Consider the following 15116-nt stretch of genomic DNA (forward strand, 5'->3'; position numbering starts at 1 on the left):
TCCAGGCCAGTGGTTTTGGGGCTGGGGCTCGCGATTCGCAACTCGTGGTTCGCGCTTTCGCGCGTGTGGGCGACGCTTTCGGACTGACTCAAACCACTCCGAGCCCCTGCATGAGTGATTGACCGAGGAAGTCAGCCGAGCTGGTCGGCAGGACGGAGAAGGACCTCGTTGATGGCCAGATGTCGAGGCCGGGCCAGAACGAAGCAGATTACCTCCACGATCTCCTTGGGCTGAACGTTGGCTTTGGCGTAGCCATTCTGCACAGCCTCGCGGGTGGCCTCATGAGTGATGTGGGTGGGTAGCTCGGTGTGGACGGCACCGGGCTGGATGAGGATGACGCGGGTACTGGGCAGGAGTTCCTGCCGCATGGATTCCGACCAGCCGTTCATGCCCCACGTGGTGGCGGCATAGACGCCGTTCCCTGCGCGGGTGGTGCCGGCATCAAGCAATCGGGTCTAGATCGCTCCGCAGTCTTCATCTCGGTATTCCAGAGGCGTGAGTAGGGACAGGGGCTGCGCCACCTAAACTCCCTTGGGAACTACAAGAAGAGTCCCATAACTAAACCTTGGGACTACCGAAACGCACGGCTGATTGCGCTGGCTGTCTGGGACACCGCGATCCACATGAGGAACTTTTGGATCGGACGTAATGGCATAGCAATCAGTCCGCGCCAGCCTTGCCTTCGGGGCCGTGACTTGCTGATCCGAACGTGCGTGCCACCTGTCGTGGCCGCCAGGCTGAACTCGGTCAGAACCGGATTGCTTCGCGCGACGTCGGGGTACCCGAAGTTCCATGTAATCCTGTCTGGCCGGTGAGCTGCGACGAGTTCAATGCTGCGTCGGCGGAACTGAGACTTGATCCTCATGGGCTTTCCGTTGGGGTGGCTTGTCGGGGCAGCACCCTCCCAGACTGAACCCTCCCAGACTGAACCCGGCATCGCGTCCAGACTGGTGGAGTCGATGCTGCCGATGCTGGGGTCCCACATGGGGACATGCGTGGGATCTGCGAGGAATACCCACACTTCGTTCAATGGTGCGGGAACGAACGTCTCGGACGATCCCACAATCCGCATTGTCACGGACACTCCGGTAAGAACACCAATCCCTCCGCCAGGCGCACTCTTCTCAGCGAATGGGTCGTGCTGGTTGAGGCGTTCGATGACTGCTTCGGATGTGGTGTCGAGGCGAGCGAGTATATCGTTGATCAAACCGCTGGGCTCAGCGACTAGTTCACGGAGCACTGCAGCAGCGTCACCCGTGTTTCTGTGGCGGCTGGACTTCGCAATGACGTCAAGAGCACGAGGGCTCCACTGGTATCCATCCGTCTCGTGGAACACGATCCGCCCGGCCTCAGGGAATGACGCCTCGATGCCGAGTGAAGCCAGTTGCGCATCATGCTGTTCTTTGACAGCGCGACGGGCACTATCAAGGTCGATGCCCAAGCTGCGCAGTGCGTGGCCGGCAGGTTGGGCATCGATGACGAGTGCAAGGAACATGTGTTCAATATCCGCTGCGCGGAGTCCCTCTCGGGAAGCCTCCTCCATGGCAGTAAGCGAAAGCGAATGACTTGTTTGCGCGGCACGTACGAACTTGTTCATGAGGTCCTCCTGGGTAAGGGGATCGTGGGGTCAATTCGTTTGGAATGCTTCTTGTGAGCAGCCTGTCGGGTTACTCCGAGCGCGTCGGCGATCTCCTGCCAGTTCATTCCTGAACGCAACGCGGCCTCAACCTGACGAAGCTCTAAGGTGTCCGCGAGCTTGCGCAAGGATGCTACCGCTCGTAATCCCGCTCTCGGGTCGCTCGTATCCGTTGCTATTGCTGCGATCTGCGAAGACTCCATGCCGTCAACCTACGTTGCTAAGAATGGAGGTGTCAACCTAGGTTGCGCAGGGCTTACGCGATTACACCGAAGCACTGTCGACGACGGCGCCACACAGCTCCCTTGGGAACCACAAGAATCCCATCGCTTCCTTCAGCGAATGAGGCTATTTGTGTACGTAGACCCACCCACGGTCTTCTGGAGGCGATACCGTTTTCTTACACAAGTCGCTTAGCTGCGAAGGAGGTCGTCATGTTCGCCTGCCCAGATGAAGCGTGCGCGAACGTGACACCGTCTCACCGTGTCCGCTGTACCCAGCCACAGTTTCACGGCCAGAGCGCCGTTGTACTTAGGGCGTTTGACCACTGGAAGGTCTGGATATGAGTAAGTTTGAACCGCTCTGGCACAACATCAGTATGCGAGACTCATCGGGTTTCACGATGACGTTTGAAGAGATTCAGGAAGTGTTGGGGTTCCCGATAGACCATTCGTTTCTCAATGCAAAGAAGGAACTGATCGCATACGGCTACCAGGTCGGCCACATTTCGTTGAAGGGCAAGACGGTATCGTTCGAACGCGTGAAGTGATTCTCGGTTCTGGCCTAGTGGGCACGCCACATACCTGCAGGAAGAGAATTGTGGTTCTGCACAGGCATGAGACCATGCGGCGCCGGCGTGTTTCGGTCCTTTTCCGGGGTGTCTCGCAAGCAAGAAAGACGTGTAGCTTTGCGTCATGACGGTTCATTTCTATACGGCCACCAGCTTGGATGGTTTTATCGCCACCTCTGACCATTCCCACGAGTGGCTCTTCAAGCAGGATTTTGACGAAGAGGGCCCGATGAATTACCACGAGTTCATCGGCGGCATCGGTGCACTGGTGATGGGTTCGTCCACCTATGAGTGGCTTCGCGCGGCAGAAGAGCAGTGGCCCTACACGCAGCCGGTATTCGTCCTGAGCAGCCGAGAACTTGTGTTGCCTGAGGCTGCGGATGTGCGTCTCGTTCGGGGCAAAGTCGATCAACTATGTGGAGAAATACTTGAGGCGGCAGGCGGAGCCGATGTCTGGGTAGTGGGCGGCGGCGATGTGGCCGGCCAGTTTGCAGACGCCGGTCTACTCGATGAGATCTGGTTGCAGTTCGCTCCTGTAACTCTTGGTTCGGGCCAGCCGCTCCTGCCCAGAAATCTAGATCTCGAACTCCTTGAGGTAACACGCAACCGGGCTTTTGTGTGCGCACACTACCGGGTCCTTCGCGACAAGCCTTCGGCACCCCTCTCATCGGTGGTTGCTTAGTCATGTCAGAACTTTCATCTCAGGGTTCCTCGCGGAATCTCGGAGACCTCACGTTGACTGAGCTCTGGCAGCTCTTTCCGATCATTCTCCAGAACCACAACCCGGAATGGTTCACGTGGTTCGCTGAGGAATCGGCGGCGCTCGCGAACGTTCTAGGCTCCAGTGCTGTTCGTATCAGTCATATTGGGTCGACGGCGGTGCCTGGCCTCCTAGCCAAGCCGACGGTGGACATCCTCGTGGAACTCGGCGGTGAAACGCCTGCCATCCACGCGGCTGCGCGAATCCGTGGGGCCGGATGGTGCCAGATGTATGGCTCCGAAGTTGAGCCCTTACACCTTGGGTTCAACAAGGGATACACCCCGCTGGGCTTTGCCGAGAAGGTGTTCCACCTGCACGTGCGCAGAACTGAAGATCCCGACGAACTGTACTTTCGGGATTACCTGTTGGAGCATCCCGAAACCTGCCGCGATTATGCGTTTCTCAAGCGTGACTTACGAGCACAGTTCGAACATGATCGGGATGCCTACACCGAGGCGAAGACCGCGCTCACCCGCGGTGCTGGTCGCAAGCCCACCTCACGGGCATGGAAAGCAGCACTTGGCCGCCCGCAGGTTTGCCGGAGGCTGCCTGCCTTCCATCGATCTTGAGCACTTGAGACTGGGACTTGCTGATGGTACGCCAGTCGCCGTTGCGGACCGTCATGGTGCGAGGCGTTGCATTGCATGCGGACTGAGAATAGAAGATGCCTGCTCCGCCGCTGTACTCATTGACCTCGTTGGCGACGAACGGGAATGGGTCTGGGGTCATTGACAGGTTGATAGTGACCATCCACGGCACAGGTGTCACACTGTTAGTGGTGATCGTGACGTCGTAGACGAACTCGGATCCCCATGAGTTCTTGGCAGTGATCGCCGCGGAACAAGATACATCACTGCCTGGGACCACGCAGGTCAACAGAGGTACGGGCACCTTCGATGAGTTCGTCCAGGTGGAAGGAATTGGCCAGTTGCCCACCTTGACCATCACCATGTTCGCCTGCACCTTCGCAACGTTAACGCTGTTGGAAAGCGTGACCGATTCCTTGCCCGACACAATGGATGCCACTGCTGCGGTTGCAGTTTTGGTGCCGTCGCTGACCCAGAGCTCGAGCGGAAGTCCAGCGCATGCCGCGGTATCGATTCCACTAATCGTGAGCGACTGAGAATCCGTAGCCGTAACGTTCACTGCGGTGTTGGAGCACCGTTCATGTGAGCTTACGAGGGTCGCTGAAGCGGGTTCCATGACAAGCTGCGAGGCCGAAGCTGTTGAGATGGCGGCGATCGCTAGCAGGATGGCCGAAACCACCCGAATTCGCCGCCCAGTCACAGAATGCCTGCCTTATGGGCGGGTGGGTTGCCAGAGGTGTCGAGCTGATTGCCGCGCGCCGGCGGTGTGGAACCTTCTACTGCCCTCACAAGTTCACGTGTGGGTTGGAGTTCTGGCACAAGTTCCGGTTCGGGCTTTCGCCCGCTCTCTGGGTCAAGAGTGCTCAACGGGTCGAGGACTCTCGAAGGATCAAGTTCTCCCGTCGATCCCAGTCCAATACTCGTTTCCAGCACGGCACTCGCCTTGTACTGATCCTTCGCAGGATCAGGCTTCGCCCGCGCAGGCCATAGAACAAGTGCAGCTGCTAATGCGAGCAAGGAGAGGTAGATGGCCGGAGAAGCGAGGAAGCCGAGCACGTTCCCTACGTAGGGAACGCGGAGAAGTAGTGTGCCCTTGACGTCGTCGTTCGTTGGGGAAAAGGGATCAACCCAGCTGTTGTTGTCGCCTTGAAGCTTCCATCCGGATTCGTCTCCGCCAACGATCCGATGAATCACCAGGCCCTTCTCATCGGAGATGGGAGTGTAGATGACCACCCGCCCCACCTGCGGTTCGGATATGCACTGGGTAATGGCTAGATCGCCGGGCATCAAAGTAGGTTCCATCGATGGGCCGTTGATGATGACGAAGCCAGTGCACCCGCCCAGTTGAGAAGGCCACAGAGCGGCAACAGCGGCAAAGAACATGACCCATTCGATCACCGAAATCGCCACGCGAGTACGGGTTCTGGGCATGTTGTCACCGCCTTCATTGCAGTTGGCGCCCCGGCAAGCGAACGTGCCGGGGCGCATTTTCATTGCGTGTTAGGTCAGTTGCCGTAAATGGTCAGTGCAACGTTGGCGATCTCCTGCGGGTCCACAGAAGAGGGAAGGTCGACGTCGAATGCGCCGTTCGAGAGGTTCAAGGTCTGGCCCGAAACGAGTTCAGTCCATTCATCTGAGCCGGAGCTTTGGTACGCAACTGAGTAAGACTTTGTGTTGCAGGCGTCACTGACGTCAGCAAACTGGATTGTTGAGATCGTCCACGGTAGGGTAACGGCGGCGTTGAAGATGGGATCCGAGAATCCAACGGTGATATCTTGGCCGGTTGCTTGGCAATTCGAATCAACTGTCACGGAGCCTGCTTGGTAGGTTCCGTTCCACGACAAGTTCAGTTGGGATGCAGCGCCGAAACCAATTCCACGTGCAGCGATTGCTGCCAGGAGAACTGCTGCGCCCTTGCGGCGGTTGTTTATGCGGCTTGAGGAATTATTATTCATTATGTCCTACGGAGGGGTGAGATTGAGCTAACAAAGTGTCTTTCGTCAACGAACTGTGAAAGAAACTTCCTCGGGTCATCGTCGCGTCACGCGGTGTTGTCAAGTCTTTGAGTTGCCTAGGAAAACCACCCTGACAGATTCATACTTCTGTCGATTCAGATAGGACAAACATCCTATCCAGAATGGCGTTTTGCTCACCAGATTGCGTTCGTCCGTTGTGGAGAGAATTGTGCGCGACTTCTGGATTGGGTCTGCTTTCGCGCTGGGGATGTGGGCGCCAGGCTTTAGTCGCGATAAGTGCGAACAATTGGGCGGTGCAGTGGAGCTCCTAGCGTGAAGAATGCCTCAACTGCCCCACAAATCCGCTGACTCCAGCACCTGCCAAAAGGTGTGACACCTCCCACCACCGCTGCCATTATCCACTGAGAACCCCGTGAAATTACGCATCAGAATGCTCCTCGCTGCGCGATTCCTATGGTAGAAAACTCAGCATCTGACGATTTGCATGACTTATGAACGTGCTCAGGAAATATATATGATGCACCTGCAATGAGCAGGCCGCGCGGGCGGTTGTTTGGCCGGTTGCCGGCTGTATCCACTTCGATTTGCCGGGGCTGGCGAGTGGAGTTAGGAATCCAATGCGACAAGATCGCACCATAGGTATGCTCCCCGTGCTTTATATCGGGGCATTCGTTGCGGCATTCAACGAGAACATTGTCAATGTGGCACTTGTTGACATCATGGCTGATTACCACGTTTCAGCGGGCACAGCCCAATGGCTCGTGACGGGATACATGATGATCACAACTATCATCGTGGCCATATCGGCGTATCTATACAGACGTGTCGGGGTACGGCGGTTGTTCTTCATCGGAGTGTCAATTCTCGCTGTTGGTTCAGCGGCCGCCTTCTTTGCACCATCCTTCCCTTGGCTCCTTGTATGCAGACTCTGCCAAGCCGTTGGCACCGGAATCTTCATCCCCACCATGATGAGTACGGTTATGGCAATAGCCCCACGCAAGAGACTTGGCCTCTACCTGTCCATTGGCGGAATGACAATTACATTTGGGCCTGCTTTTGGCCCAGTAGTGGCAGGCCTCATGGTGACCTTCTTCGGATGGCACACTATCTTCCTGCCCACGCTCGTCGCCATCCTTGCACTCGGGGTATGGGGTTACTTCGCGGTTCGCAACGTGGCTGAACCCGAACATGTCAGACTCGATGTTCCTTCGGTTCTTCTCATCGCGCTCGGCTTGCTTGGAGTGGTATTCGGACTGTCAGAGATCACAGTGAGGCCAGGAGTCGCAGCCGGATCGGCCGTGGTGGGCATTCTTATCTTGGCGGTGTTCGTGCGCCGTCAGTTCCGCCTGACCAACCCAATCCTCAGCTTTCATCCCATGACCTCGCTAAGGTTTTGGCCGTCGGCGATCCTTGTGGTGGTTGCGATGATGATGACGTTCTCGCTCTCTGTTCTATTGCCACTGTACTTTCAGGGTTCCTTTGGGATGACGGCTCTGATGGCTGGCGCATTGCTTATCCTCCCGATCCTTCTCAACTCGGCCACGGCCGTCGTGGGCGGAAAGGTTATGGACGCGAGAGGCCCGTGGCCTTTGCTGATCATCGGCTTCGCGTTGACTGCTGTGGGTCAGCTGACGATGACTCTTGTTGCCCCGCACATGACCTGGCTCGGCGTGCTGATTGCCGCATCGATCGTGTTTGCTGGGGTGGGCCTCATTCTTTCGCCTTCTCAAGCCACTGGATTGGCCACGCTCGCGGGTAATGATCATCCACACGGTGTTGCACTGCTCAACACATCGATCCAGTTGGCCGCAGCGATCGGACCATCATTGTTGATTGGCATTCTCTCTTCGACGTCGGCCGGCCATGTCGCTTCTGGCGTCACCGCAGAACAAGCCAATGCGGCCGGATTTGCGCAGGCTATTCGTGTGGCTGGGGTGATTGCTGTGGTGGGCGTAGTAGTGGCATTCTTCTACACTCGTATGCTTGCGCGGGATCGAAAGGCCGACGTGGCAGCAAGGCCATCTATCGCTACCCTCATGCGGGCGGATGTGTTTTCTGTACCTTCAACTGCGAGCGTCCGTATGGTTGTGGAACAGTTTGTTATGAAGGGAACCTCCGGTATCCCGATCACGGATGAAAAGGGAGCGGTGTGCGGCTACATAACCGATGGCGATATTCTGCGGGCCGTCTCCGAACACGCTGACTCCGCAGCAGATATCGCATTTGGGCTCAACATCTATCGTCAGAATCCCGATTTCCAGAATCGAATCGACGAGGTTATGAGCCTCAATGTTATGGAGCTCGCAACGGATTCGGTAGTTGCTGTGGATATCAACTCATCAGTTGAAGAGGTCGCTAAGTTGCTCGGAACTCGCCGTATGAAGAAGGTGCCGGTCATGTCTGGCGGCACACTGATTGGCGTGGTGACACGCGGCGACTTGGTACGTACGTTGCTCGGTTCATTTATGACCCCCATGGACGATCAGCAAGTGCAGTAGATACCACGAAGCTCGCGGGGGGTTTGGAACGAAGGTGGCGTTCCAAACCGCCCGCGGCCAGCACTGCAAGTGTTGTGAGTGACTTTGGGTTCTGGCCCAACTTCCAGCGCGCCCTTGTTGCTGAAATTGGTCAGTTTGCTGTTGCTGCAATTGGTCAGTTTGCCGCGCCCGCCAGCGGCCCATGTGGTAAAACTTTGCTGTGCCAGCCACTTCACTCACCATCACCTCTGAGTTTTCCGACGCGCTTAAGCTCCTGGATCAAGGTCAGAGCGTGTTCCTGACCGGAAAAGCTGGTACCGGTAAGTCCACACTGATCCGATACTTCCTTGAGCGGACGGATCGGCGTGCAATCACAGTTGCCCCCACAGGTATTGCAGCGCTGAACGTGGACGGCTATACGATTCATCGTCTGTTTTCTTTCCCCACGGGAGTAGACGAGCACCTAGTTCGAAGTGGTTCCTACCGCCCAACTCGCTTCGCGAAGGCCATTCAGAGCCTAGATATTCTCATTGTTGATGAAGTCTCTATGGTTCGCGCCGATCTGTTTGATGCGATGGTCGCGGCGCTGGAGCTGTTCGGACCACACCCGGGGGAACGCTTCGGGGGAGTGCAGTTGGTGCTGGTGGGCGACTTGTTTCAGCTTCCACCGGTAGTGCGTGATTCGGAGCTCAGCCACTTTGAGCTGAGGTACAAAACACCATTCTTCTTTTCGGCTGACTCATTTGACCGCGCCACATTTCCGACAGTTGAGCTGACCACTGTGTTTCGCCAGATTGGTGATTCTCGTATGGTCGAACTTCTGAACTCGGTGCGTGAAGGCTCCCTGTTGCAGAACGCCCGCGCCGAATTGAACCGCCACACTGATCCCGCCTTTGAACCGGATGTAAACGATTTTTGGTTGACCTTGGCAACTACGAATCGGATTGTTGGGGCGCGCAACCGGGCAATGCTTGAACGGCTTCCTCTTCCACCAGTTCATTTTCATGCCACATGTCATGGGGACCTAGACGGTTTTGATGTACCTACGGAGTCGGACCTTGCGATTGCCGTGGGCGCTCAGATCATGTTGTTGAACAATGATTCTGGTAACAGGTGGGTCAACGGGAGCATCGGCCGGGTAGAGGCCATCACGCAGGAGGAAGATGAACCGGTTGTTACCGTTCTGCTTCGCGATGGCGGCCGCGTAAACGTGGAGCGCCATACATGGGAGATCACTCGCCCGCGAGTGGACGGAGGCCGGTTGGCGCACGACGTCGTCGGCTCTTTCCGGCAGTTGCCGATGAAGCTGGCATGGGCGATCACTATTCACAAGAGCCAGGGCCAAACTCTGGATCGGGTGATCGTTGATCTTACCGGTGGAACGTTTGCGAATGGGCAGTTGTATGTGGCGCTGAGCCGGTGTACGAACCTCAATGGTCTGGTGCTCAAGCGCGATGTGCTTCCCCGCGATCTCAAGACTGATATCCGCGTTCGCAGGTTCTTGAACACGTCGAACGCTTCTGCCCAGACGCTCGGCAACGTCTATATCGCCGCACTAACGGTAGGGAACGAGGGCGATCGATATCGGCCACGTCCCGTGGAGATCGCTGTTGTGACCGACGACGACGAAGCGACAACGGTTGTCAATCCCACGAGCGATTTGTATCAGGCGGAGCAAGCCTACGGGATCACTACTCGTGACACTCAGCTGGCGCCCGTTCTATCTGAGGCATGGGCCGCCCTCTCACCGCTGTTAGCCGGGCGCGTACCTGCCGGCGTCGGTATTGATACCACGCTGAGCATCATTGACTCTGAGCTGAAGCGGAACGGCATCGTTGAAATGACACCCTTGGGTCGCGAGATCCCCATCGAGGCTGTGAATTCGGCTGAGCGCAAGGGACTTGAATCGGGTAGGGCACTCGACCGTGCCCGCGCGATGCGTGCCACTGGAATGCGCGTATTTGGTCAGGAAGCCGGTGGAGGCACAGCCTTCCCTGCGCAGCCACGAGGACGCGGATTTGTGCTTGCTAGGACGACCGGTGTGGATGGGGTGAAGGGCCCGGACGGTTTCACTGTGGGCGGCAATCTCGGCGCTGACGATGACCCAGCTCAGGAGCTTGCCACGCTGTTAAAGGGCGCATGGGAGCGTGTGGTTGATCGTGATAGAGAAGTGGTGGAACGCATCCAGACGGTCGAGCAGCGCTATGGCGTGAGCATTCTTCCGGAGGATTTCCACCTTGCAGAGAGTGCCGAGTTGAGCGCTATTTTGGTCCCGGGTGCTCGCCTGTGCTTCACCGGAACGGCTGTGGTTGCAGGGCGGGGTGTAGTTGATCGCACTGACCTGCAGAGGATCGCTGTGGATCGTGGGCTGGCACTTTCGGAGAACATGACGAAGACGCGTACAGATGTTCTGGTGGTGGCCGCGCGGGGCACACAGTCAGGCAAGGCGAAGAATGCGGCCCAATGGAAGAAGCCTGTCATCACTGTGGACGAGTTCCTCGGGTGGGCTGAGGAGCTGGCTGGGTCTGAGAACGTAGCGTGAGCGTTCTAGCTGGAGCGTTCTGGCGTGAGCGTTCTAGCTGGAGCGTTCTAGTGTGAGCCTTCGCCCGCCAGTCGTTCCTTCGTGTAGATCTCGGGAATATGGTGCGCCAGATCGCGCGTGCGACTCCATGTCATACATTCCCCGGTGGCAAGAGATGCCGGCACGTCGATGATGCGCTGGTTTGAGGATCCACGGAATTGAAGCAGGAGGTCTTTCTGCGACTCTATGTACCGCCCATCCACAAGGACGTCTGTGAGTGAGAGCAGCTCGAGTTTGTCTGCGGTCTCACCAGCACGCATGAGTTCTTCCCACGTGTAGCCGGTCCAGCACCAGATGTCACGAGTGGTCCCGAACTCTTGGCGTATCCGGCGTGCCAGTGGGAGCAGGACGGGGGTGTTGAGCATGGGCTCGCCACCAAGGAAGGTCATGCCTTGAACGTAGGTCTTTGAGAGGTCAGAGATGATCCGATCCTCTAGTTCTCGCGTGTACGGCTGGCCCGCGCGAAAGTTCCAGATGGATTCGTTCCAACAGCCTTCACATTGAAATGGGCAGCCGCTGACGTACAGCGAGCACCGGATGCCCTCGCCGTCCGTCATGATGAAGCGCTTGTAATCTGCGATCATCTTTTGGCTGAGGTGTTCGCCCTGCCATTGGCCAGCCCGTGGATTGCGGGACGTCTGGCAAGGCACACCAGGCCCGAGGCGCTGCGCGGACTCACAACCTTCCCCGGGCCCAGAGGCGCTTTGGTTTCCCAAATCCACGTGGCCTTGGCCCGAGGTTGGGCCAAGGATCGGCCCATGGGACCCACTCATTCGAGTTCGCCGTTGAACCACTCGCGGCGAGTACCGTCTGCCAGCATTACGTGGCCAGTTTCGCCAGCCATGTGCTTGACGCGGTGGGTGATCTCCTCATGCCGCCCGTGCACCATGGGGCGCTGCACAGGGTTGCCTAGGTATCCGCAGGTCCTCTTTGTGACGTCGCACTTCTCAGGATCCTGATTCCCACACTCGGGGCAGCGGAAGCCCTCTGCTGTGGGTTCGAAGTCCCCTTCGAACCCACAGGCGTAGCAATGATCGATAGGGGTGTTGGTGCCCAGGTACCCGATCCCGATCTCACGCGCATAGTCCCACACAGCCTCCAAGGCCTTTGGGTTCTGCTGCATAGATGGAAACTCGCAGTAGTTGATGAAACCGCCGGAGGCGTAGGCGGGGAAGTCGACCTCATAGTCGAGTTTCTCCATGGGAGTTGGGCGCAGCCAGACGGGGTAGTGGAATGAGTTGGTGTAGAAGTCGTGATCAGTTACGCGTTCGATTTCTCCGAAAGCCGCCTTATCTAGTCTGGCGAATCTGTCAGTCAAGCTCTCAGCTGGAGTTGAGTACACGGAGTAGTGGTAGCCTTCGCCAGCCTCCCATTCGGAGCACAGTTCGGCCATGCGGCGTACGATGGACAGCGCGAACTCGCGACCAGCGGGGTCCCAGGAGTGGTCACTGATCCAGTCCTTGCCATAGAACACAGAGACTGTTTCCGCTAGGCCGATGTAGCCCAATGAAATCGACGCGCGCCCGTTGCGGAACAAGGTATCGACGTCGTCGTCGGCATTCAGGCGCCCGAATGCGCCGTGTTGATAGAGGCTGGGAGCTGCGGCAGGTTCAGCCTCCCGGCAGCGGTCTATACGGAATCGCAGGGCCTTGTGTGCAACTCCCATGCGTTCGTCGAACAGCTTCCAGAACTGGTCAATACTGCCCTGCGCTTCCAAAGCGATGCGCGGGATGTTGACCGTGACAACGCCGAGGTTCATCCGGCCATCTTCCACGGGTTGCCCAGTTTCTGGATCAGTCCAGGCGTGGAGGAATGAACGGCACCCCATAGGCGCCTTGAACGAACCGGTGATACGCACGATGTTTTCGTAGAACAGCACGTCAGGGTACATGCGCTTGGTAGAGCACTCGAGTGCGAGTTCCTTGAGATCATAGTTTGGATCGCCGGGTGCAGCGTTGATGCCCGCTTTGATGGTGAAGGTCAGCTTGGGGAAGATCGCAGTGCGTTCCTCAGCGCCCAGCCCGCGGATGCGGTTAAGGAAGATGGCGCGTTGAATTTCGCGCGCAAACCATGAGGTGCCAAGCCCAAAACCGACGGTGACAAATGGGGTTTGGCCATTGCTCACCCGGTTGGAGTTGATCTGGTATTCCATGGTTTGCATGGCGTCATAGATGGATTTGCGGGTCAGAAGCTTGGCGTAGACCTCACGTAGTTGCTCAAGCTTTGGCGCTTCGGTTGTGAAGGGGGTATCCGCCGGCAGCGGTTCCCGATCTTCCGTGTGCAACCAACCCGGTTCGCCAGCCTTGAGTGTGGCGATGATGTTCGTGGCCAGCTCTTCATCGGTGCCATCGGGGATCATGATCCGGGCCATCTTCAGATGCTTGCGGTAATCGAGTTCCGCATATGGAGCAAGCATCTCATCGCACCTGTTGACGGTCTGGCCGCCGTACTGTGCACTCGCGATGTCCTTGATGATCTGGGTGATCTGTGTTGTGGCAGTACCGATTGAGTGCGGGGACTCCATGCGTGCATTACCCAGCACAAAACCACGGGCCAACATGTCACCGAAATCAGGCAAGGAGCAGTTGGTCATGGACGTGAAAGGGCTGTAGTCCATGTCATGGAAGTGGAGCTGGCCCTTCATGTGTGCGTTGGCCACGTCGGCAGGCAGTTGTGAGAGTGCGGTGGCCTTGGAGACGGACCCGGCAAGCAGATCGCGTTGAGTTGCGAACACCCGGCTGTCCTTGTTCGCGTTCTCCTTAACCAGTGATTCGTCGCGATCCACGAGCTTCTTAACAGCCTCGTTGACGTCACTAGCCTTGGAGCGCTCAATGTCACGGCGAAGGCGGTAGGAGGTATATGCCTGCGCAACCTCGTACTCGTGGGCATTGACAAGCGCACGTTCCACAAGAGTCTGGATCGTTGCAATATCCACAGGCCCGCCTTGGCGGTGGGAGAGCGCGTCAACCACTTCGTCTACGATCGCTTCTATGTTCTGGGCACGCGCGGGATCTTCATCCCGGTGCACATCGTCATAAGCGGAAACAACGGCGTTCGTGATCCGGTCCCGATCAAAATCGACTAACCGTCCGTCACGCTTTTCGACGGTTCGCGGGATTGCCAAATTGCCCTGTGCTGATGGGCGTTCGACGACTTCAGTGGCGGTCATGGTTCCTCTTCTCACTACCCCTCAACACTACATCTTGGGGCCCAGAGGTGCTTACGACCCACATGTTGTGTGTCGCTTCGAATGAAGCGTGGTGTGGCGCCACCTTGCCAGAATGAAATGGCTTTGTCTGGCCGATCTGAGGGGCGTGCTCCCATCTCCTCTCAAGGTCGGTGATCATTGCCACGGCCGTTGCTTTTGGATGGGGCGCATGGATCTGGTACATCGCTGCGCGGTGGTCGCCTTAGAGTCGGCTAATGTGCATGGCTGCGCATCCGAGCACTGGCTGACCGGCTTTCGGTTAGTCGGTTTTCGGATAGTCGGCATATCGGCGCAGCGCAGTTCCTCCACAGAACGTGCGCGGGCTGTGAGATTCCTACCGGGTGCGAGCCAGCTTCCTGAGCAGAGAGGCCAGTTGTGCCTGTTCCGCAGGGGAGAGTGGTGCGAAGTACTGCTCGGAGTGGGCGGTTCCCTCGGAGAGGATGCTGTGCGCAGTTGCTGTTCCCGCTTCAGTGAGCTGGACTCTGGTTGCCCTGCGGTCCTTGGGATCGGGGCTGCGCTCCACCAAGCCTTTGGCCTCAAGTTGGTCGATGACTTCCGTGGCTGAACGTGGAGTGATGCCTAGCCGATCGGCGATGGCGCTAGGCCGAGCGTCCCCGTCGCACTCCGAAAGGGTACGCAGAGCTCGCCACTGAAATGGAGTTAACTCCCAAGGTTCGAGCTGCGCAATCCACGTTCGTCTCAATGTTCGGGAAGTGTGGTGCATAAGGCTACGAAGATCGGCAGTCTCGGGATCAAAGGATTCGGGGCCTCTGTGTTTGTGCCCGTGATGAGTCGCGGCCGGGTGTAGATAGTCAAGCTTCTGGCGGTCCGGCCAGCTTTTCGCCTCAACCCCGTTTACACTTTTCGCCTCAACCGAGTGCGCGTTCTCCGCCTCACCCGAATGTGCGTTCTCCGCCTTACCCAAGCGTGGGTTCTCCGCCTCACCCGAGTGCGCGTTCTTGACGTCAAACTCATGCGCGCCCTCACCTGCAGAGGCCTGTGAGTTGCGTGGTGCTGCCCGATTCCCTAGATCGCCCATGGAGCAAGCCTAACACTCTTGACGGTTACCACATAGTGAGGTAACCTCACTAATTGATTACG

General features: G+C 57.5%; 14 protein-coding genes. 5 read left to right on the plus strand and 9 right to left on the minus strand.

Translation table 11 applies throughout. The annotated features are described in order from the left end of the window. Positions 1-131: 131 nt before the first annotated feature. The 3 genes from H2O17_RS02040 to H2O17_RS02050 form a co-directional block, all read right to left on the minus strand. The gene (locus tag H2O17_RS02040; protein WP_220456804.1) at positions 132-449 is read right to left on the minus strand and encodes an SDR family NAD(P)-dependent oxidoreductase; all 318 of its coding nucleotides are present in this window, start codon (positions 447-449) and stop codon (positions 132-134) included. A gap of 122 nt (positions 450-571) precedes the next feature. Then, the gene (locus H2O17_RS02045) at positions 572-1597 is read right to left on the minus strand and encodes an SRPBCC domain-containing protein (RefSeq protein WP_182050108.1); all 1026 of its coding nucleotides are present in this window, start codon (positions 1595-1597) and stop codon (positions 572-574) included. Beyond that, the gene (locus tag H2O17_RS02050) at positions 1594-1839 is read right to left on the minus strand and encodes a hypothetical protein (RefSeq protein ID WP_182050109.1); all 246 of its coding nucleotides are present in this window, start codon (positions 1837-1839) and stop codon (positions 1594-1596) included. Before H2O17_RS02050 ends, H2O17_RS02045 begins: the two co-directional genes overlap by 4 nt. A gap of 359 nt (positions 1840-2198) precedes the next feature. Between H2O17_RS02050 and H2O17_RS02055 the strand changes: the two genes are divergently transcribed. The 3 genes from H2O17_RS02055 to H2O17_RS02065 all read left to right on the plus strand — a co-directional run bounded on the left by H2O17_RS02055 (position 2199) and on the right by H2O17_RS02065 (position 3755). Next, complete coding sequence (locus tag H2O17_RS02055; RefSeq protein WP_182050110.1) at positions 2199-2405, plus strand: hypothetical protein; 207 nt, start codon at positions 2199-2201, stop codon at positions 2403-2405. A 145-nt stretch (positions 2406-2550) separates the two neighbouring features. Further along, positions 2551-3108, plus strand: a complete 558-nt coding sequence (locus tag H2O17_RS02060) for a dihydrofolate reductase family protein (RefSeq protein ID WP_182050111.1) — start codon at positions 2551-2553, stop codon at positions 3106-3108. 2 nt (positions 3109-3110) lie between these two features. Further along, positions 3111-3755 carry a GrpB family protein gene (locus tag H2O17_RS02065; protein WP_182050112.1) on the plus strand — a complete coding sequence of 215 codons (645 nt, stop codon included), beginning with the start codon at positions 3111-3113 and terminating at the stop codon, positions 3753-3755. Here the strand turns inward: H2O17_RS02065 and H2O17_RS02070 are convergent. The 3 genes from H2O17_RS02070 to H2O17_RS02080 all read right to left on the minus strand — a co-directional run bounded on the left by H2O17_RS02070 (position 3655) and on the right by H2O17_RS02080 (position 5728). Then, positions 3655-4473 carry a hypothetical protein gene (locus tag H2O17_RS02070; RefSeq protein WP_182050113.1) on the minus strand — a complete coding sequence of 273 codons (819 nt, stop codon included), beginning with the start codon at positions 4471-4473 and terminating at the stop codon, positions 3655-3657. The genes H2O17_RS02065 and H2O17_RS02070 overlap by 101 nt on opposite strands. Beyond that, positions 4470-5204: a signal peptidase I gene (locus H2O17_RS02075; RefSeq protein WP_182050114.1), complete on the minus strand. Its 735-nt coding sequence runs from the start codon at positions 5202-5204 to the stop codon at positions 4470-4472. Before H2O17_RS02075 ends, H2O17_RS02070 begins: the two co-directional genes overlap by 4 nt. 74 nt (positions 5205-5278) lie before the next feature. Further along, the gene (locus H2O17_RS02080; RefSeq protein WP_182050115.1) at positions 5279-5728 is read right to left on the minus strand and encodes a hypothetical protein; all 450 of its coding nucleotides are present in this window, start codon (positions 5726-5728) and stop codon (positions 5279-5281) included. A 638-nt stretch (positions 5729-6366) separates the two neighbouring features. On the opposite strand from H2O17_RS02080, the gene H2O17_RS02085 reads away from it, so the two are divergent. Beyond that, positions 6367-8247, plus strand: a complete 1881-nt coding sequence (locus H2O17_RS02085; protein ID WP_182050116.1) for an MFS transporter — start codon at positions 6367-6369, stop codon at positions 8245-8247. A 199-nt stretch (positions 8248-8446) separates the two neighbouring features. Then, a complete protein-coding gene (locus H2O17_RS02090; RefSeq protein ID WP_182050117.1) occupies positions 8447-10768 on the plus strand; it encodes an AAA family ATPase in 2322 nt (773 codons plus the stop codon). 47 nt (positions 10769-10815) lie between these two features. Here H2O17_RS02090 and nrdG read toward each other — a convergent pair whose 3' ends face one another. The 3 genes from nrdG to H2O17_RS11465 form a co-directional block, all read right to left on the minus strand. Then, on the minus strand, positions 10816-11580 hold the full coding sequence (gene nrdG, locus H2O17_RS02095; RefSeq protein ID WP_182050118.1) for an anaerobic ribonucleoside-triphosphate reductase activating protein: 765 nt from the start codon (positions 11578-11580) through the stop codon (positions 10816-10818). Then, positions 11577-13976 carry an anaerobic ribonucleoside-triphosphate reductase gene (gene nrdD / locus H2O17_RS02100; RefSeq protein ID WP_182050119.1) on the minus strand — a complete coding sequence of 800 codons (2400 nt, stop codon included), beginning with the start codon at positions 13974-13976 and terminating at the stop codon, positions 11577-11579. The genes nrdG and nrdD overlap by 4 nt, the downstream gene beginning before the upstream one ends. Before the next feature lie 373 nt (positions 13977-14349). Then, positions 14350-15054 (minus strand): MarR family winged helix-turn-helix transcriptional regulator, encoded by a 705-nt coding sequence (locus H2O17_RS11465; RefSeq protein WP_220456805.1) that lies wholly within the window; start codon positions 15052-15054, stop codon positions 14350-14352. Positions 15055-15116 lie beyond the last annotated feature (62 nt).

Origin of the sequence: Changpingibacter yushuensis, from assembly GCF_014041995.1 — a bacterium.
Lineage (GTDB): Bacteria > Actinomycetota > Actinomycetes > Actinomycetales > Actinomycetaceae > Changpingibacter > Changpingibacter yushuensis.

Excerpts from the sequence above, each read along its gene's own strand:
- H2O17_RS02045 (WP_182050108.1), bottom strand. The coding sequence starts at position 1,597 with ATGAACAAGTTCGTACGTGCCGCGCAAACAAGTCATTCGCTTTCGCTT.
- H2O17_RS02050 (WP_182050109.1), bottom strand. The coding sequence starts at position 1,839 with ATGGAGTCTTCGCAGATCGCAGCAATAGCAACGGATACGAGCGACCCG.
- H2O17_RS02055 (WP_182050110.1), top strand. The coding sequence starts at position 2,199 with ATGAGTAAGTTTGAACCGCTCTGGCACAACATCAGTATGCGAGACTCA.
- H2O17_RS02060 (WP_182050111.1), top strand. The coding sequence starts at position 2,551 with ATGACGGTTCATTTCTATACGGCCACCAGCTTGGATGGTTTTATCGCC.
- H2O17_RS02065 (WP_182050112.1), top strand. The coding sequence starts at position 3,111 with ATGTCAGAACTTTCATCTCAGGGTTCCTCGCGGAATCTCGGAGACCTC.
- H2O17_RS02075 (WP_182050114.1), bottom strand. The coding sequence starts at position 5,204 with ATGCCCAGAACCCGTACTCGCGTGGCGATTTCGGTGATCGAATGGGTC.
- H2O17_RS02080 (WP_182050115.1), bottom strand. The coding sequence starts at position 5,728 with ATGAATAATAATTCCTCAAGCCGCATAAACAACCGCCGCAAGGGCGCA.
- H2O17_RS02085 (WP_182050116.1), top strand. The coding sequence starts at position 6,367 with ATGCGACAAGATCGCACCATAGGTATGCTCCCCGTGCTTTATATCGGG.
- nrdG (WP_182050118.1), bottom strand. The coding sequence starts at position 11,580 with ATGAGTGGGTCCCATGGGCCGATCCTTGGCCCAACCTCGGGCCAAGGC.
- nrdD (WP_182050119.1), bottom strand. The coding sequence starts at position 13,976 with ATGACCGCCACTGAAGTCGTCGAACGCCCATCAGCACAGGGCAATTTG.
- H2O17_RS11465 (WP_220456805.1), bottom strand. The coding sequence starts at position 15,054 with ATGGGCGATCTAGGGAATCGGGCAGCACCACGCAACTCACAGGCCTCT.